This is a genomic window from Burkholderia sp. FL-7-2-10-S1-D7 (assembly GCF_001524185.1).
Lineage (GTDB): Bacteria > Pseudomonadota > Gammaproteobacteria > Burkholderiales > Burkholderiaceae > Burkholderia > Burkholderia diffusa.
In genome coordinates this window covers 66,460-84,498 of record NZ_LOWY01000039.1, presented here as the reverse complement: position 1 = coordinate 84,498, position 18,039 = coordinate 66,460, and the positions used below count along the sequence as shown (strand labels likewise).

The 18,039-nt window shown below is 66.6% G+C and carries 17 protein-coding genes and 1 pseudogene; 8 read left to right on the top strand and 10 right to left on the bottom strand.

Going from position 1 to position 18,039, the window contains the following annotated elements:
- The 3 genes from WS75_RS16450 to WS75_RS16440 form a co-directional block, all read right to left on the bottom strand.
- Window positions 1-308: amidohydrolase family protein (locus WS75_RS16450; RefSeq protein ID WP_156429808.1), on the bottom strand; the 308-nt coding region annotated here is incomplete at its 3' end.
- A 19-nt stretch (window positions 309-327) separates the two neighbouring features.
- Complete coding sequence (locus WS75_RS16445) at window positions 328-495, bottom strand: DUF1427 family protein (RefSeq protein ID WP_059606194.1); 168 nt, start codon at window positions 493-495, stop codon at window positions 328-330.
- Window positions 496-664: 169 nt separating this feature from the next.
- Window positions 665-1,351 carry a hydrolase gene (locus WS75_RS16440; protein WP_059681444.1) on the bottom strand — a complete coding sequence of 229 codons (687 nt, stop codon included), beginning with the start codon at window positions 1,349-1,351 and terminating at the stop codon, window positions 665-667.
- A gap of 310 nt (window positions 1,352-1,661) precedes the next feature.
- On the opposite strand from WS75_RS16440, the gene WS75_RS16435 reads away from it, so the two are divergent.
- On the top strand, window positions 1,662-1,931 hold the full coding sequence (locus WS75_RS16435; protein ID WP_059681438.1) for a XapX domain-containing protein: 270 nt from the start codon (window positions 1,662-1,664) through the stop codon (window positions 1,929-1,931).
- Window positions 1,932-2,259: 328 nt separating this feature from the next.
- Window positions 2,260-3,168, top strand: a complete 909-nt coding sequence (locus WS75_RS16430; RefSeq protein ID WP_059681437.1) for a LysR family transcriptional regulator — start codon at window positions 2,260-2,262, stop codon at window positions 3,166-3,168.
- A 59-nt stretch (window positions 3,169-3,227) separates the two neighbouring features.
- On the opposite strand, the gene WS75_RS16425 is transcribed toward WS75_RS16430, so the two are convergent.
- From WS75_RS16425 to WS75_RS34605, 3 genes are all read right to left on the bottom strand, one after another.
- On the bottom strand, window positions 3,228-4,691 hold the full coding sequence (locus tag WS75_RS16425) for a mechanosensitive ion channel family protein (RefSeq protein ID WP_059681436.1): 1,464 nt from the start codon (window positions 4,689-4,691) through the stop codon (window positions 3,228-3,230).
- A gap of 361 nt (window positions 4,692-5,052) precedes the next feature.
- Window positions 5,053-6,855, bottom strand: a complete 1,803-nt coding sequence (locus tag WS75_RS16420; protein WP_059681435.1) for a winged helix-turn-helix domain-containing protein — start codon at window positions 6,853-6,855, stop codon at window positions 5,053-5,055.
- A 99-nt stretch (window positions 6,856-6,954) separates the two neighbouring features.
- Window positions 6,955-7,089: a hypothetical protein gene (locus tag WS75_RS34605; protein WP_257129399.1), complete on the bottom strand. Its 135-nt coding sequence runs from the start codon at window positions 7,087-7,089 to the stop codon at window positions 6,955-6,957.
- A gap of 270 nt (window positions 7,090-7,359) precedes the next feature.
- Here WS75_RS34605 and WS75_RS16415 point away from each other — a divergent pair, with 270 nt between their 5' ends.
- Window positions 7,360-8,001: an HD domain-containing protein gene (locus WS75_RS16415; RefSeq protein ID WP_059681434.1), complete on the top strand. Its 642-nt coding sequence runs from the start codon at window positions 7,360-7,362 to the stop codon at window positions 7,999-8,001.
- Between the two features lie 55 nt (window positions 8,002-8,056).
- Here the strand turns inward: WS75_RS16415 and WS75_RS16410 are convergent, their stop codons facing one another.
- Together WS75_RS16410 and WS75_RS16405 are read right to left on the bottom strand one after the other, a co-directional pair.
- Window positions 8,057-8,878 carry an alpha/beta fold hydrolase gene (locus WS75_RS16410; RefSeq protein ID WP_059681443.1) on the bottom strand — a complete coding sequence of 274 codons (822 nt, stop codon included), beginning with the start codon at window positions 8,876-8,878 and terminating at the stop codon, window positions 8,057-8,059.
- A 59-nt stretch (window positions 8,879-8,937) separates the two neighbouring features.
- Complete coding sequence (locus tag WS75_RS16405; protein ID WP_059681433.1) at window positions 8,938-9,363, bottom strand: DUF3331 domain-containing protein; 426 nt, start codon at window positions 9,361-9,363, stop codon at window positions 8,938-8,940.
- A 552-nt stretch (window positions 9,364-9,915) separates the two neighbouring features.
- On the opposite strand from WS75_RS16405, the gene WS75_RS16400 reads away from it, so the two are divergent.
- Complete coding sequence (locus WS75_RS16400; RefSeq protein ID WP_179948920.1) at window positions 9,916-10,737, top strand: alpha/beta fold hydrolase; 822 nt, start codon at window positions 9,916-9,918, stop codon at window positions 10,735-10,737.
- A gap of 151 nt (window positions 10,738-10,888) precedes the next feature.
- On the opposite strand, the gene WS75_RS16395 is transcribed toward WS75_RS16400, so the two are convergent.
- Entirely contained in the window at window positions 10,889-12,469 is a 1,581-nt protein-coding gene (locus WS75_RS16395) for an MFS transporter (RefSeq protein WP_059681442.1), read from the bottom strand.
- Between the two features lie 83 nt (window positions 12,470-12,552).
- Between WS75_RS16395 and WS75_RS16390 the strand changes: the two genes are divergently transcribed.
- The 3 genes and pseudogenes from WS75_RS16390 to WS75_RS34600 form a co-directional block, all read left to right on the top strand.
- On the top strand, window positions 12,553-13,581 hold the full coding sequence (locus WS75_RS16390) for an HlyD family secretion protein (RefSeq protein WP_059681431.1): 1,029 nt from the start codon (window positions 12,553-12,555) through the stop codon (window positions 13,579-13,581).
- On the top strand, window positions 13,578-15,002 hold the full coding sequence (locus tag WS75_RS16385) for an efflux transporter outer membrane subunit (protein WP_059681430.1): 1,425 nt from the start codon (window positions 13,578-13,580) through the stop codon (window positions 15,000-15,002). Before WS75_RS16390 ends, WS75_RS16385 begins: the two co-directional genes overlap by 4 nt.
- A gap of 119 nt (window positions 15,003-15,121) precedes the next feature.
- Window positions 15,122-16,003, top strand: a pseudogene (locus WS75_RS34600) (LysR family transcriptional regulator); the annotation flags it as partial.
- A 272-nt stretch (window positions 16,004-16,275) separates the two neighbouring features.
- Here WS75_RS34600 and WS75_RS16370 read toward each other — a convergent pair.
- Window positions 16,276-17,547: an NAD(P)/FAD-dependent oxidoreductase gene (locus WS75_RS16370; RefSeq protein WP_059681427.1), complete on the bottom strand. Its 1,272-nt coding sequence runs from the start codon at window positions 17,545-17,547 to the stop codon at window positions 16,276-16,278.
- A 218-nt stretch (window positions 17,548-17,765) separates the two neighbouring features.
- Here WS75_RS16370 and WS75_RS16365 point away from each other — a divergent pair, with 218 nt between their 5' ends.
- Window positions 17,766-18,038 (top strand): ubiquitin carboxyl-terminal hydrolase 14, encoded by a 273-nt coding sequence (locus tag WS75_RS16365; protein ID WP_059681426.1) that lies wholly within the window; start codon window positions 17,766-17,768, stop codon window positions 18,036-18,038.
- The last annotated feature ends 1 nt before the right edge of the window (window position 18,039 follow it).

The window sequence follows — 18,039 nt, the reverse complement described above, 5'->3', positions numbered from 1 at the left end:
CGCTTGAGCATGTCCATCGCGACCGCGAGCGACGGCACGCCGTCCCAGCGCAGCTCAAGGTTGTAGTTCAGGCCGCCGCGAATCACGTGGCAGTGGTTGTCGATCAGGCCCGGCAGCACGGCACGGCCCCCGAGGTCGACGACCTTCGTTGCACGGCCGGCCAGCGGCATGACTTCCGCTTCGTTGCCGACCGCGACGAAGCGGCCCGCGGCGATCGCCACCGCCGTCGCGGTGGGGTTTGCGCGGTCGAGAGTCGTGAACCTTCCGTTGTGAAGGATCAGATCCGGTTGGGACTCGGTTGCGGTCATATACATCACCTCGTTTCGGTCAGAAGCCAAAGAGCTGTTTGAGGGTGGGGATGACCTGCACGCCGATCACCATGCCGAGCAGCCCGACCAGGGCAATCAGCGGCGGTGCCGGAGAGCGGACCTTGATTGCGCTGTAAATGACACCGATCAGCAAGCCCGCACCAAGGGAAACCAGATAAGGTTCCATACGATCAATTTCTCGGACAGGTTGGAATGCAGGCCCTAGGCCCTGGCAAACGCCTGGCGGACGGCATCGTGAATCGTCACGTTCCACCGTCCGCGTCGACGCATCGCCGAGCCGGCGCGTCCGGATCGAACACGCCGCTTCGGCATCGACAGTCGCTGACTGTCCGCGCTTACTTCGCCGGCACGGCCGGGATCGACTCGTGCGGCGTCGCGGTGCGCTGCGCGGCCTTGTGGACCATCGTGTACGCGTAGTCGACGCCCATGCCGTACGCACCCGAATGTTCCTTCGCGATCGCCATCACTGCGTCATACGTCTCGCGGTGTGCCCAGTCGCGCTGCCACTCGAGCAAGACCTGCTGCCACGTCACCGGCACCACGCCGGCCTGGATCATCCGTTGCATCGCGAAGTCGTGCGCGTCCTTCGACGTGCCGCCCGATGCATCGGCGACCATGTAGATCTCGTAGTCGCCTTCGAGCATCGCGCAGAGCGCGAACGTCGTATTGCAGACTTCGGTCCACAGGCCCGAGACGACCACCTTCTTGCGACCATTCGCGGCCAGCGCGTCGCGCACCTTCTGGTCGTCCCACGAGTTCATCGACGTGCGTTCGAGCGTCTTCTGGTTCGGGAACACGTCGAGCAGTTCGGGATAGGTGTGACCCGAGAAGCTCTCGGATTCCACCGTCGTGATCGTGGTCGGGATGTTGAATACCTTCGCGGCCTTCGCGAGCCCGACGACGTTGTTCTTCAGCGCCTGACGATCGATCGACTGCACGCCGAATGCCATCTGCGGCTGCTGGTCGATGAAGATCAGCTGGCTGTTATGGGGGGTGAGTACTTCAAGCTTCGGATTGCTCATGGCGGTCATGTCCTTTGACGCGGAGAAAAATTTGCCTGCCTCGCCGGCAAGCCGCGAGGCGCCCAATGCGCTGTGCCGGAAGGTTCGCCTGCCAGCCGCTGTCATTCAATACGCGAATCGATGGTAACGCCACTTAATCAAGTCTATTAATAAAATCCCTAAATTCAGGCCTTAAAAGATCTTAAAAACCGTCGAATTCAACGGTCACATCAGAAAAGACCTGCTACGCTATTGAATAAATTCATGCTCGTCTCCTTATCGGTAGTTATCCGAATTTTTCACACGGTTGTCATTCACTTGCCTCTGAATCATGAAGCCGTACATTTCGTCGCTACTTGCCGGAATGCTCGCCGGCGCTGTCTACTACCTGATCGGCGTGCCGTCGCCTGCTCCGCCCACGATCGCGCTGGCCGGCCTGCTGGGCATTCTTGCCGGCGAACAGATCCTGCCGGTCGCACGCCGGATGCTCGGAGGGATTCATCTGAAAACCGCGTGGAACGAGGCGAAGTGCAGCCAGCACATGTTCGGCGCGCTGCCCGGCGCCCAGGCATCCGACGCCGCCGCGAAGAAACGTCAATAGACACCGTCGCACCCCAAGCTGATCGACCGGATTCGCGCAGGCAGATCGGCACGCCAACCGATCTGCCGACGCCGACGACACGCGGGTAAGCAAAAACGCGCAGCACCCGCGAAACGCGGCCCCGGTCGGCACGGCTCCCCCCGTGTGCCGACGCTTCGGAAACGGCACACACCACCAATACCGATCGGACGCCGCAACCGCGGGAGGCAATCCTGCACGGACAGGATGGTGCCCCGGCTCCGATCCACGGACGAATTGTTCCGATTCGTATTGGACTCGGCGGTGCTTGGAGATAACATGGCAACCCGACGCCCCCGTGGAATTCATCATGAAGCTGTCATTCGAAGCGCTCGAGGCACTGGACGCGATCGACCGCACCGGCACGTTCGCCGAAGCCGCGGAGCTCCTGCACCGCGTACCGTCCGCGCTGACTTATCTCGTACAAAAGCTCGAAAGCGACCTCGGCGTCGCACTGTTCGACCGGAGCGGGCGCCGCGCGAAGCTCACGCACGCGGGTCGCGTGGTCGTCGAAGAGGGCCGCCGGCTGCTGCATGCTGCCGAACAGCTCGAACTCAAGGCGCTGCGTGCCCAGCAAGGCTGGGAAACCGAGGTTCGCATCTGTATCGACGAGATCCTGCCGTTCGAGGCGTTGTGGCCCTACGTGCATGCGTTCTACGGACTCGAGATGAACACGCGGCTGCGCCTGTCCACCGAAGTCCTCGGCGGCACCTGGGATGCGCTGATTTCGCGCCGCGCGGATCTCGTCGTCGGCGCGGCGGGCGAGCCGCCGGAACTGCCGGACATCGTCGCGCGGCCGATCGGCACGCTCAGGCACGTGTTCGCCGTCGCACCGACCCATCCGCTCGCGGCGCTGCCCGAACCGCTGTCGATGGCGTCGGTCGTCGAGCATCGTGGCGCCGTCATCAGCGACACCTCTCGCGAACTGCAGCCACGCTCGGTCGCCATCGACGCCGGGCAGCCGTATCTCGCGGTCCCCACGCTCGCCGCAAAGCTGGCCGCGCAGTGCGAAGGACTCGCGGTGGGCACGCTGCCGGATTGCATCGCGGCACGCGCGATCGCGCAGGGCAAGCTCGTCGCACGCAAGGTGACCGGCATGCGCGACACGACGCATTGCTATATCGCGTGGCGCGGCGACGAGGCCGGACGCGCGTTGCACTGGTGGGTCGAGCAGCTCGCCCGCCCCGATCTCGTCGACCGCTTCACCGCGCTTGCCTGATTCCGCCGCCCGTCGGCCGCGCCCCTCGATCGAACGTGTCCCCGAGATCTCCCGCCGCATCAGCCGAACGAATCGTGCAGGCGCTTCATCTCCTTCTCGAGCCATTCGATCAGGTTGAACGACGCGTGCGCCTTCGCGGCCGGCGGAATCATCATCTTCTCCTCGGTCGCGATGTGTTCGGTCAGGGATTCGCACATCAATCGCCCGAGTTCCGGCTTCCTCGCAATGAGCGGTGTCAGGTCGCGGCTGCTCAACTGATAGGCCGTCACCGCAGTCACGGCATAGACACTCGCATGAAGTTGCGTGCCGGCCAGCACGACGGACTGGCCGATCGCGTCGCCGGGCGCCATCCGCCTGACCTCCGTGTCGCCGGTCGCGCCCGGCACGAACACCGATGCGACGCCGGACCCGACGATCGTCAGCAGGCGCGTATCGGAATTCGACGCGTAGATCACCTCCCCTTTGTGGAATACGCGTGACGCCAGCGCGTCGGCCAGCACCGCCAGATCCTCGTCACCGAGTTGCCGGAAGAGCTCGACCGCGCGCAACAGCCGTTGACCGCGCGACACCGGCCGGTGCGCCGCGGCCGTTCCGCCAAGCGGGCGCAACGCGATGTCCGCGGCGGCCAGATGCCGGTGAGCCAGATCGTAGAGCCGGTTACGCACCGCCACCTTTTTTTGCAGCGCGTCGACGTAACAGACGAGTTCGTATTCGACGGAGTTGGTCCTGAATGCCTTGACGACCGCGACCGGCGCGGGGCTGGCCAGCACGTCGAGCGAACTGGAGGCAGCCCGGTCGAGCGCATCGACGACGATGGCCGGCCGCACTTCCGGATCGATCTCGATCGTCAGCGTCACGCCGTGCACGCTCGGGGGTTCGCTCAGGTTGACGATCGTCGCCTTCGCCGCGGTGCTGTTCGGCACGACGACCAGGTTGCCGAGGCTGTTGATCATCTTGGTCGCGCGCCAGTTGCTTTCGACGATCCGCCCTTCCAGCTCGCCGATGGCCACCGTATCGCCCAGGCGAAATGGCTGCGTGGTATTCAGGACGAGGCCCGAGAACACGTCGTTCAGCGTGTTCTGGACGGCCAGGCCCAGAATCACGGCCACCGCGCCCGAGGTCGCGACCAGGCCGCTCAGCGGCAGACCCAGGACATAGCCCAGCGCGGCCACCGCGGCCGCACCGAACACGGCGCCTGCGGCGATGTCATGAAACAGCCGCTGGTTGCGCCACGCGCGCGGCAGCAGCAGATGGTCGAGCATCAGGCTGAACACCAGCGCGCACTGCAGCCACCACGCGACACCGATCGCCTGGATCGCCAGCCGGTCGAACCGGTCGGGCGACGCCGGCACCGCGAGCGGGCTCACGCCGGTTGCGAACAGCACATAGGTCAGCGCGGCGAACGACGCACAGCGCCAGACCGCTTTCGTCGTCGAACGGCCTGGCCCGAGCAACCGCCATGCAATGAGGTCGGCAACGACGATCGGCGCGCCGTAAGCGACCGTGGCCGACAGGTTCAGCATGCCGGAACGGGCCGCGTGCGCGTTGCGCGACGGGCGGGGAATCCGCGCGATCGCATGGCGCGCGCTACCCGATCCGGCGAGCGGCCGCCGGCAGCGAATCGTGGCGAGAAAAGTCAGGCTGGACAGGTTTCATGCGGTAGTCGTTCGATGACGCGCGAAGTCGCGGCGGCAACGCATGTGCCGCTGCCGCCCCGCGCTGGCATTCAGTGGCGTCGCGACATCGATGCTGCGGTGCGAGCCGGTCTGCTGCGCGCACGCCTGCGAATCGCCGACGGTCTCCGTGCATGCAATGTAGACGCACGGGCCGGCCCGGTCCTGTGTTCAGGCTGAAACGTTCTGAATTCTCCGGCGGCGCGCGCCGTTACGATTCGCGCGGCGGCAACTCGGCCTCGCCCGCTTCGAACCCGAACGCGTGCACTTCGGACCACGCTTCGTGTACGACGTGCGTCGGCCCCGAGATATGGGCGAGCGCGGCGGCATAGGCGGCCAGCAGGCGCACGCGCGCATCCTCGCGCGCCCGTGTCTCGTCCATGTTCCGCATTGCATCGAGCGCCGTGCGCGCCCGTTCGCGACATTCGTCCACCAGCGACAGGTCGAACAGGCATGGGACCGCGACAGCCGCCAGCGCGATGCCGACGTCCGGATCGCCATTCGGCGAAAACGCCCAGTCGAGCGCCGCGCGCAGATTGCCGAGCTCTCGCCGGATCACGTCGAGCCGCGATTCGGCCCCCGCCCCGTCGCCGCCGCCGCCACCGCCGGGCGCAAGCCTGAATAATGTATGGAAGTAGTTCGCATGCGCGCGTGCCGCGGCCGCGCATTCGCCGTTGTTCTCGAGCTGCTGCATCGCATAGGCGCGCGTCGTGGTCAGCAGCCGGTAGCGCGGTGCGCCGTGCGCGCTCTCGAGGCACAGCAGCGACTTCGAGACGAGGCCGGCGATCGTGTCGAGCAGGTCCGCATCGGCCAACCCCTTCGTTCCGACGATATCCCGCACCGCGTCGATCGAGAAGCTGTCGCGGAACACGCCGAGCCACCGCAACAGCAGGCGCTCCGCGTCCCCGAGCAAGCGGTAGCTCCAGTCGTACATCGCCTGCAGCGTCTGATGACGCGGCAAGGCCGTACGAAAACCGCCGGTCAGCAACCTGAAATGGTCGTCGAGATGCGCGGCCAGCACGTCGATGCCGAGCACGGCCGCGCGGGCTGCCGCCAGTTCGATGGCGAGCGGGAGACCGTCGAGACGACGGCACACCGACGCCATCAGCGCCACGCTGCGTTCGTCGAGCGGAAAGCGGGGATCGGCGGCACGCGCGCGCGCCGAGAACAGTTGCACCGCGCTGGCGCTCAGGGTCTGAGCATCGTCGGTGCCTTCGCCGGGGACATCGAGCGGCGGAATCGGACACAGCCGCTCGCCCTGGATACGCAGCGCCTCGCGGCTGGTCGCGAGGACGCGCAATCCGGCGTCGGATTCGGTCAGTGCGGTCGCGATCTGCGCGGCGGCGTCGAGCAGATGCTCGCAATTGTCGAGCACCAGCAACATCCGGCGGTCCGCCACGCTCGCCAGCACCGCTTCGAGCGTCAGCGATCCGGTCGGCTCCACGATGCCGAACGCACCCGCCAGCGCGTCGGGCACGAATCGCGGACTCGCAACTGTGGCCAGCGACACGAACGCGGCGCCATCCGGAAAGCGCGCCTCGGCCCGCATGGCCGCTTCGAGCGCGACCCGCGTCTTGCCGATGCCGCCCGCCCCGACCAGCGTCACGACGCGCGCGGTGTCGAGCGCCGCAACGACGTCGGCGACGGTCTGCTCGCGGCCGACGAGTACGGTCGGCGCGGCCGTCAGCCGCGACGTCGCGGGAGGTGCGGGCGCCGCGCCTTCGGCGTGGCCGCCAACCAGCCGATAGCCGCGCCCCGGCACCGTGACGATCAGGTTCCGGTCGTCGGCGAGCGCCTTGCGCAACGCGGCGATATGCACCTGCAGGTTGTTTTCCTCCACGATCGTGTGCGGCCACACGCGCTGCATGATTTCGTCTTTCGATACCAGCGCGCCGTTCGCACGAATCAGGAGTTCGAGAATTTCGAATGCGCGACTGCCGATACGCAGCAGCTTGCCGTTCGAGCGAATTTCACGTCTGTCGAGAAAAACGTGAAGCGTTCCAATCCGGATCATGGGAATTTTTAATCGATTGCATTCATCGATGCCCTGTCAAAAATGACACCAGTTTGATGGCAATGCTACGGCATTTGTCAGGTCAAATGATTCAAATTATCAGAACTCAAACAGCAAATTTTTTGAATCGATGAATATCACGCTCGCCGCGACGTCGCGCCCCGCCCCAACTGGCAAGGCACGGAGCACCACGGCAACCTGCATTTTCAATGCATGAAATAGCCGTTTACCCATGAACCCATTTCGTAGGATAAAACGGCCGATTGACTGAACTTGATTTCGTAGTCTCGTGAATTGAGATGACCGTTCGGATGGCTTGCGAGAAAAAACCGGTAACAACGACGTGCGAGGCGCGGCGAAACCGATTCCGGCAGGGACGGACGGTCGGATTTTCCGTTCAGAACGATTCAGGCGCCGCTCAGGACATTCAGCGGCGCGACGCGCGACGATGGTTCCACGGCGCCAGCGTCGAGCCACTGCCGTCACGCCGCGAGGAGCACGACCATGGGCAACCGTATCGCCGGCATCCGGATTCCAAACGGCCCGATCGCACGGGAGGCCGCCGCGGCCGTGCGCGCCGGCGAGCCTGAACTCCTGTTCCGGCACGCGATGCGCGTGTTCGCGTTCGCGTCGATCATCGGGCTGCGTCGCGGCATCGCATTCGACGCCGAGCTGCTTTACATCGCCGCGCTGTTCCATGACTTCGGACTGACCGAGCGCTACCGGCATTCGCGCCGGCGCTTCGAGATCGACGGCGCGAATGCCGCGCACGCATTCCTCTGCGGATACGGCGTCGCCGCCGACGGTGCGGCTGAGGTGTGGCGTGCAATCGCGCTGCAGACAACCTTTGGCATTCACCCGTACATGACGTCGTTGACGGCGCTGCTCGGCGCGGGCATCGAGACGGATCTCTTTGCACGCCATTTCGACGAAGTGAGCCGGTCCGAACGTGACGAGATCGTCAACGCGTGGCCACGCGGCCCGTGTTTCAAGGAACTGTTCCTCGAGGCGTTCGCCGCGGGCACCGCGCATCGCCCCGCGACTGCGTTCGGCAACGTCTGCGCCGACGTGCTCGAGCGGTGCGACCCGGACTATCGCCGGACGAATTTCTGCGGCCTGGTGCTCGGGTCGACGTGGACGGAGTGAGCCGGCCGGTCGGCCGGGCCTGCTCCGCCACGTCACGGCAGCAACCGCCGTCGAGTCATGCGCGGGCGAACGCCAGCAGTTCGTCATTCAATCGTTGCGCGTGCGTCAGATACAACGCATGCGGCCCGCCCTCGTAGACGCTCAGCGTCGCATGCGGCACGCGCTTCGCCGCGGCGGCGCCCGTGAGCGCGAGCGGCACCGTCTGGTCGTCGTCGCCATGAATCACGAGCGTCGGCACGTCGAACTTGTCGAGATCCGCCCTGAAATCGGTTTCTGAAAACGCGCCGACGCAATCGAGCGTGCCCTTCAAGCCGCCCTGCAGCGCCATGAAGGACGTCCAGTCGAGCGCGGCGCGCGAGATCGTCGACGCGGCCCGGTTCGAACCGGTGAACAGCGGCCAGAAGTGCTCGAAGAATGCCGCGCGGTCGGCCATGATGCCCGCGCGGATACCGTCGAACACGGCCATGTCGACACCGTCCGGATGGTCGTCGCGCCGCGCGACCAGCGGCGTCACCGATCCGATCAGGACGGCCTTCGCGATGTGTCGCGTGCCGTGCCGGCCGATGTAGCGGGCCACTTCGCCGCCGCCCATCGAAAAGCCGACGAGCGTCACGTCGCGCAGCCCGAGCGTCTCGATCAGCGTCGCGAGGTCGTCCGCCAGCGTATCGTAGTCGTAGCCCGTCCACGGCTGGCCGGACCGGCCGAAGCCGCGCCGGTCGTAGGCGATGCAGCGAAAGCCGTTCGACGCGAGGTGATGCATCTGGACGTCCCACATGTCCGCATTCAACGGCCAGCCGTGAATGAACACGACCGGTCGCCCTGCTCCCCAGTCCTTGTAGTGAATCGAAACGCCGTCGCGTGTCGTGAACGTGCTCATGCGGATTGCTTCCTCAGCGGTGAAAAAGTAGCGGCCGCCAGCCAGGGCCGACGGACCGATCATGAACGGGACAGCCCGGCGATGAAGCGCTCCAGTTCGGACGCGAGGATCACCTCCCGGTAGTTCGCGGGGCGCTTCGCGCCGCGCCATTGCGGCTTGTAGATCGCATCGCCGGTGTGAATCGTGATCCCGGTCAGCGCGCAGCGCCCGAGGGTGCGAGACTTTGCGCTGATCCAGCGCTGCTCGTCGTAGCGGCAGCGCGTCGGGTCGCTCCACGAGATCAACACCGACGAATCGGTCTGCCGCTCGGCGGCGACGATCGCGCACCGGCGGCGCACGCCGCCGCTCGACGCGGGCGGCGCGTCGTCACGATAGCGACGGCGCGCGGGGTCCGGGTCGCGAAGATGCGACGGCGCACAGCGACTCACGGCCGGCGACGGGTCGAGCAGCGTCATCACGTGCTCCCAGCGATTGAATTCGTCCATGGCGGCGTACCCAGGCAAGTGGCGAGCGGTCCGGATGTTGCACACCCGCCCGCGTCGCGATCGCCATCCGCCGACGCGGACCGGCACCGACCCGCGACGGGATGACCTGATGCTGACGATAGCGAGCCGCCGCTGAAGAGTCTTTATTCCAGGCTTAATTTTTCTGGTCGGTGCGTTTGCGCGGCATGCGCCGCGACCGGCTTCATGAAAATTCAGCCCGATTTCAGTACATGGCGCACGACCGCGGGATAGGCTCCTGTCGGCGTTCGTTCGCTGCCTTCGCGCGCCTGCCGGCCCGCGACCGCGAACGCACACCGGCTGCCGGCGCGATTGCCGCATGCGGGCAGATCCGAACCATCCATCCAACGCGGCATCGTTCCACCGCACGTTCAAGGAGTTCCCATGCGTCCAGCAGACATCGACGCCGTTCCCTCGGCGCGTCGCCGAGACATGCTGCTTGCCGGCGCGACCGCCGTTGCAGCCGCCGCGCTGCCGGCCGCTGCCGCCGCCGCCCCCAAACACGCCGCTTCCGTCCATCAAGGAGCCCATGCGATGAACACGATCACCACCAAAGACGGTACGCAGATTTACTTCAAGGACTGGGGCAGCGGCCGCCCGGTCGTCTTCTCGCACGGCTGGCCGCTGTGCGCCGACGCGTGGGACTCGCAGATGCTGTTCCTCTTGCAGCACGGCTATCGCGTGATCGCGCACGATCGCCGCGGTCACGGCCGCTCGAGCCAGCCGTCGCAAGGCAACGACATGGACACGTATGCCGACGATCTCGCGGCACTGATGAATGCGCTCGACCTGCGCGAAGCCACGCTCGTCGGCCACTCCACCGGCGGCGGCGAAGTCGCGCACTACATCGGGCGCCACGGCACGAAGCGCGTGTCGAAAGCCGTGCTGATCGGCGCCGTGCCGCCGCAGATGGTGAAATCGGCGTCCAATCCCGGCGGCCTGCCGATGGACGTGTTCGACGGGATCCGCAAGAACGTCGCCGAGAACCGTTCGCAGTTCTACAAGGATCTCGCCGTGCCGTTCTTCGGCTTCAACCGTCCGAATGCCAAGGTGTCGCAAGGCACGATCGACGCGTTCTGGGCGCAGGGCATGATGGGCGGCATCCATGGCCAGTATCTGTGCGTCAAGGAATTCTCCGAGGTCGACTACACCGACGACCTGAAGAAGATCGACGTCCCGACGCTGATCCTGCACGGCGACGACGACCAGATCGTGCCGATCGACGATTCGGCTCGCCTGTCCGCGAAGATCGTGAAGCACGCGGAGCTCAAGGTCATCCCCGGCGGCTCGCACGGGATGTGCGTCGTCAACGCCGACCGGATCAATGCCGAACTGCTCGCGTTTCTGAAAGCGTAAGCGCAAGCGTCACAGTACGGCGCGCCCGGCCGCCAGGCCGGCGCGTCGTTCAGCACGTTTCAGGATTTTTCAGGTCGTCGCGCTTCCGTTGCGGCGTGCGCGATCGCCAGAATCGTCGATGCGGGATATCCGCCGATCCGGCGTCGGGCGCTTACGGCGCACGCGCCGGCCTGAGCATCATGCCGATCAGCGCCCCCGCGACCGCGAGAACCATCGCGACACGGAAATTGTCGGCGAGTGCGAGCGTCGTCGCCTGGACGCGGACGGCCCGATCGAGCAACACATAGGCCGCCTGGTCGCCCGTCGCGAAGGTCGCGCCGTGCGACACAAGCGACGCCGCGCCGGCCCGCAAGCGCTCCAGCGTTTGCGGATCCGACAGCGTGACATGCAGACCGACGAGATTCGAATGGGTAGCCTCCATGATGCGCTGGATCACCGCGATCGACGTCGTGCCGAGCTGCCCGCTCAGCAGGCGCGTCGTCTGCACGACGGCGCCGAACGTCAGCGCATGCTCGGCCGTCACGTGCTTGCCGAAGAAGAACACGACCGACGTGAGTGCCATCGTCTGACCCAGTGCCTGAAGCAGTTGCGACGGGATGAAGTCGGGTTCGGCCCAGACGGGCGTGATTTGCGCGCCGAGCGCGAACGCGATCGCCACCATCGCGAAGCCGGCCACGATCAGCCGGCGCGGATCGACGCGTTGCAGCAGCCACGCCACGCACGGCGCGAACAGCAGTTGCGGCATCGCGATCCAGCGCAGCGTGTCGCCGATCTGCAGCGGGCGCAGCCCGTAGGTGCTCGCGAGAAATGCCGACGGAATGAAGCTCGTGTTGAGCACGGTAAAGCGCACGAGGCCGACGAGCAGGATCAGCAACGCGACGTTGGGCAGCGCGAGGTAGGCGAGATCGAGCCCGGCCCGTCGCGACGCCAGTTCATGGATCAGGAACGCGGCCACCATCACGATGCCGATGCACAGCAGCGCGACGATCAGCGGCGACTGAAACCAGAACAGCCGCTCGCCCTGATCGAGCGCGACGCACAGGCACGCGAACCCGCCGGCGCCGAGCAGCATGCCGCGCGTGTCGATCCCGGACGCGAGGCGCTTGATCGGTTCGGTCAACAGCGACAGCATCAGGCAGACGATGAACGGCACGGTCAGCAGCGCGTTCTGCCAGAACAGCCAGCGCCAGCTCAGGTGTTCGCTGTACCAACCTTCGAGCGTCGCCGAGAGGTTGAGCGACATCTCGAGGTTCATCGCATACGCGGCGATGCCGAACGGAATCAGCCGCGGCGGCAGCGTGCGGACGACGAACCCGACGGTCAGCGGCACGAACACGCCGGACGCGAAACCGGCCACGCTCTGGAACACGATGAACGTGCCGAAATTCGTGCACAGCGGCAGCACGCTTTCGACGACCAGGAATACCGCGGCACCCGCCAGCAGCACGCGACGCGTGCCGAACACGAAGGCCGCCGCGATCGCGAGCGGCCCGACGAACATCTGCGATGCGATGAACGCGGTGTTGATCCACGCGCCCTCGTCGAAACCGACGCCGAGCGCGCCGCGCACGTCGGCGAGCCCGAGCGACGTGATGCGCGACGTCAACGTCGAAATGATCGCGCCGAGCAGCAGCGCCGCGATCGCGGCGATCGAACGGAACGTCGGTATGTCGGCGGCCGGCGCGGCGGCCGGCGCCGGTGTCGTGCCACCGGGGGCGAACGTGGTGTTCATCGTCGAGCGGCTCCCGCGCAAAAGGCTCGCGCAAGCATAGCGCGATGTGACGAATCCCGTCTGTTTCATGGAGTATCCCGATCGTGACCCCGAACTCGCCGGACGTGCCGCCCACCTCCCCCGCGCGCTCGCGCAAGTGGCCCGTCGTACTGATTGCCGGATGCGCGCTGCTGCTCGTCGCGCTGCTGGTCTATGAATTCGACGCGCATGACCGCGGCACCGACGATGCGTACGTGACGGGCCACCTGCACGTGATCTCGCCGCGCGTGGCCGGCACGGTCGAGCGGGTGCTGGTGGACGACAACCAGTTCGTGCATGCGGGCGACCCGCTCGTGCGGCTCGATCCGCGCGATTTCGACGTGCGCGTGGCGCTGCAGCGGGCCCGCGTCGCACAAGCGCACTCCGATGCGAGCCGCGCGAGGGCGCTGGTCGAGCAAGCCGACGCGGCGCTCGTGTCGGCACGCGCGGACGCCGAGAAGGCCGAGCTCGACTACGCACGGGCGCGCGAACTGACCCGCGAAACCCCGCGCGGATTGTCGCAGCAGGAATTCGATGCCGCCAACGCGGCGCGCAAGTCCGCCCGCGCGCGCATCGACGCGGCCGAAGCGCAGCAGCGCAGCGCGCAGGCCGCGCGACAGGCCGCCGATGCCGTGTCGAACCAGAACGACGCCGAGTTGCGCGATGCGGAGCTGCAGCTTCAGTACACGACCGTCGTGGCGCCGTCGGACGGCTACGTCGGCAAGAAGACGGTCGAGACCGGCGAGCATGTCGCGCCCGGTCAGGCGCTGCTCACGGTCGTCGAACCGCACCCGTGGGTGGTTGCGAACTTCCGTGAAACCCAGCTTCGGCATGTGCGCACCGGGGACGTCGTGCAGTTGCGCTTCGACGCGCTGCCGGACCGGACCTTCAGCGGCCACGTCGACAGCCTGTCGCCCGCGACGGGCGGGCAATTCTCGCTGTTGCCGCCCGACAACGCGACCGGCAACTTCACGAAGGTCACGCAGCGGGTGCCCGTCAAGATCCTGCTGGACGGCCCAGCCTCGACCGAACCGCGCATTCGGCCCGGCCTGTCGGTCATCGTCTCGCTGCAACGCAGCCGCTCGCAGCCATGACCCGCATCGCCGCCCTGCTCGCCGCCGGCCTGCTCAGCGCGTGCACGATCGCGCCGCAGCCGCTCGCTCCCGTCGCGGTCGGATACGACCGGTTCCGCCATGCGGATGCGCCTGGCGAACCCGCACCGTCGCTCGCCGAATGGCCCGCATCGTTCGGCGATCCGCCACTCGTCGCGCTCGTCGATGCCGCGCTCGGCGGCAATCAGGACATCCGCGCCGCCGCCGCGCGCGTCGACCAGGCGCGGGCGCTGCTCGGCGTGCGCGAAGCCGCACTGGCGCCGACCGTCGGCGTCGATCCGTCGTTCAGCCGCTCGCGCGTATCCGGCACGGTCGACAACGCATTGCCGAAACGCACGATGCACAACTGGTCGGTGCCGTTCAACGCCAGCTATGAAGTCGATCTGTGGGGGCGCCTGCGCGGCGATGCGGAGATCGGCAGGCAGAACGTGTTGCAGACCGACGCCGATCGCGCAGCCGTTCGACTGCGCGTCGCGACCGATGTCGCGAGCGACTACCTGACGCTCCATTTCGTCGAGCAGGATCTCGCGACGCTCGCCCGCGCGATCGAGCTGCGACGCACCGCGCTCGACGTGATCGCCGCGCGCGTGCGGGCCGGCGCGGCGAGCGATCTCGACGCACTGCGTGCGGCGGCCGATCTCGATACGGCTCGCGCCGATTTCGCGGACAGCCGGCGGCTGCGCGAAAACCTCGTCGATGCGCTCGCCGTGCTGACCGGTGTGTCGCCGACCGCCTTCACGGTCGCGCCGACGGCGTCCGCCATGCGCGTGCCGGACGTGCCGCCCGGTCTGCCGTCCGCGCTGCTCGCGCAACGCCCGGACGTTTATGCGGCGGCGCGCCGCGTCGACGCGGCGTCGCTCGAAATCGGCGTCGCCCGCACCGCGTGGCTTCCGACCTTGACGCTGACCGCCCAGGGCGGATTCGCCAGCCGCGACCTCCACACGTTTCTCGATCGCAACAGTTCGCTATGGGGCCTCGGCGCGAGCGTGGCCGAAACGGTGTTCGACGGCGGCAAGCGCGAGGCCGCGGTGGCCGCCGCGACGGCCGGCGCGACGCTCGCCGACGCGAACTATCGCGCGACCGCGCTGGGCGCGTTGCGCGAGGTCCAGGATGCGCTCAACGACATTGCCGCGCAGAAGGAGCGGATCGTGCGCTACGACAGCGCGGCCCGTGCCACGGAAGCAGCGGCGAGGTTGTCGCTGAGCCGTTACGGGCACGGCTACGTCAGTTATCTCGAGGTGATCGATGCGGACCGGGACGCACTGACCGCGCAACGCCAGCTGATTCATAGCCGCCAGGCACTCGCCATCGCGACGGTCGATCTCGTGCGCGCGCTGGGCGGCGGATGGGCGCCGCCTGCAGCGAAACCGGCGAACGTCGCGAATCGCGAAGACCGGTTCTGAAAAAACATCAACGCGTCCTCGGCTGCCATTCAAACGGCCTCACGTATTTTCATATCGCTCTTAAGCTTACCTAACGTTTTTTTGCGTTGCCTGGCGCCGGCGTGCCGCATAAATTGGTCATGTCCGAATCCACCGAAGCGAGACGTGTCATGGATCGCCTGAAAACGCTCGAGATACTCAAGACGGTTGCCGAACAAGGCAGCTTCACGAAAGCCGCCGAAGCCCACCGGCTCGGCGTTCCCTGCATCAGCCGCGCGATCCGGTGCCTGGAGACGTCGCTCGGCGTGCTGCTGTTTCACCGCACGACGCGCAAGGTGACGCTGACGCGCGTCGGCCAGGACGTGCTCGAGCAGGCGCGCGCGTTGCTGGAGCAATACGAGCACTTTTCGGATTGCTGTCACGCCAATGCAAGCGAGATGGAAGGCGACATCTCGATCGAGGTGTCGAATTTGTTCGGCGTCGATCGCCTGGTGCCGGTCCTGGCCGATTTCAATCGGCAGCATCCGCTCGTGCGAATCCGGGTCGACTGGGTCGATCACCCGAGCGCGGCCCTGAGCGGTGAAACGGATCTCTCGATCGTCACCGAACGCACGTCGAGCCTGACGTGCATCGAGCGGCGCCTTGGGCGCATCCCGATGGGCCTTTACGCGAGCCCGCGGTATCGCGTCGCAGGTGGGGCAACCGACTCACCACAGGCGCTTGAACGCATGGATGCGCGCGGCGGCAAACCGGGTAGCGGCTCGGTATGGCCACTGCGGCACCGGCGTACCGGCGCGAGCGCCGAGATACGGCTGGCCGGCGCGATCCGCTCGAACTGCCTCGATGCGCTGATTCTCGCGACAGCCCGCGGCACCGGCTTCGCGGTGCTTCCGGAGCATCTCGCGCGGCCGCTCGAGCGCGACGGCGCACTCGTTCGCCTGCTGCCCGACTGGCAGGTCGGTGACCTCGACGCATCGCTGCTCTATCACTCGCGCCGGAACCTGCCCGCGCGCATCAGAACGCTCGCCGAGCATCCCGTTCGCGTCGCACGTCGGCGACGGTATCGATGCCGAGATCGCGAACCGGATCTTCGATCCGTTCTTCACGACGAAATAGCACGGCATGGGGATGGGCCTCGCGATCTGCCGATCGATCGTCGAAGCGTATGGCGGCACGCTCGAAGCCGCGCCGCGCGACGGGAACGGCACCGTACTGACGTTCCGGCTGCCGGTTTCGACGACGCGCTGACGCAGGGGCCGAGCACGCGGCGGAACCGGCGCCGCGCGGCTCGGGTTCAAGTGCCGCTCGGCCGATTCGCGTCTTCGCCGAGGAACCGGTGCACGAACGTCACGGCCATCGCCCCTTCGCCGACCGCCGACGCCACCCGCTTGACCGAACCCGAGCGCACATCGCCCGCCGCGAACGAACCGGGCACGCTCGTTTCCAGATAATAAGGCCGGCGTTCGAGCGGCCACACGCGCTCGAATGCCGGGCAGTCGTACAGATCGCTGCCGGTCACCAGATAGCCGCCCGGATTGCGGATGATGTTCGTATCCCGGGCCCATTCGGTGTTCGGCGCACCGCCGATGCAGACGAACAGGTGCGTCGCCGGCAGCACTTCGCTCGCACCGTCTTCCGAACGAATCACGATCGCTTCGAGGCGGCCGTCGCCGTGCAGCGCGTCGACGGTCGAGCCGTATCGCACCGTCACGTTCGGCATGCGCTCGATCCGGTCGATCAGGTAGCGCGACAGCGTCGCCGCCAGCGATGCGCCCCTGACGATCATCGTGACTTCGCGCGCGTGCCGCGCGAAGTTCATCGCGGCCTGCCCCGCCGAATTGCCGCCGCCGACGATGAACACGTGCTTGCCTTCGCACATCGGCGCTTCGCTCGACCCCGCGCCGTAGAACAGCCCGGCGTTGAGAAACTTCTGTTCGTCGGGCAGGCCGAGACTGCGGTATTCGATCCCGGTCGCGCAGATGTTCGAGCGCGCGGTCAGGATCGAGCCATCGGCCAGGTCGACGCGAATTTTTCCGTCGACGAACGTCGCGTGCACGCCCTCGCGCATCATCAGCAGTTCGACGCCGAACTTCACCGCCTGCTGGCGCGCGCGCTCGGCCAGCTCGGCGCCCGGGATGCCCTCCGGGAACCCCATGTAATTCTCGATCAGCGAACTCGTGCCCGCCTGCCCGCCGATCGCATCGCGTTCGATCACGACGGCCCGCAGCCCTTCCGACGCCGCGTAGACGGCCGCCGACAGGCCAGCCGGACCGGCGCCGTAAATCGATACGTCGTACTCGATGAATCGCGGCCGGGTGACCCAGCCGAGCTTGGCGGCAATCTCCGGCAGCGTCGGCTGAAAGATGCACGAGCCGTCCGGAAAAATGACGGCCGGCAACCGGATATCGCGCAGCGGCGCGATGCCCAGCTCGCGCACGCAATCGGTGTCGGACGTCAACTCGCACCATTCGTACTCGACCACGCCGCGCTTCAGGAAGTCGCGGATTGCGTAGGCCTCCTTGCTGTTCGGCAAGCCGATTACCTTGACATGCTGCGACTGAGTCATAAGCGCCTCCCGAAGATCGCCATGTCGGATCCCGGCCGGATGTCGCGCCGGCCGCACTCGTGACTTTACGTCCTCCCTGCCCTCCGGGCCGACACGCTTAATAAGAATTAAGGTCCGCTCGCGACGCGACCGTCCACAATGAACCGTATCCAACCCGGCTCGCAGCTTCGCGCCGGCCGCGCCGCGAGCGATCTCCGGCGCCGGCATCGGAGCGGAAGATGGCCACAACCTGCACCCATCTCGGTGAAGCACGCATCCTGACCACCGACAAGGACTACTGCGAGGAATGCGTGAAGTCGGGCAGCGGGTGGGTGCATTTGCGCCTGTGCCTCACTTGCGGGCATGTCGGCTGTTGCGACTCGTCGCCGAATCGCCACGCCAGCCGGCATTTCCACGAAACGACTCACCCACTGGCGCGTTCGATCGAACCCGGCGAGCGCTGGGTCTGGTGCTATGCCGACGACGTCATGGCCGGCGAGATCGCGTCGTAGC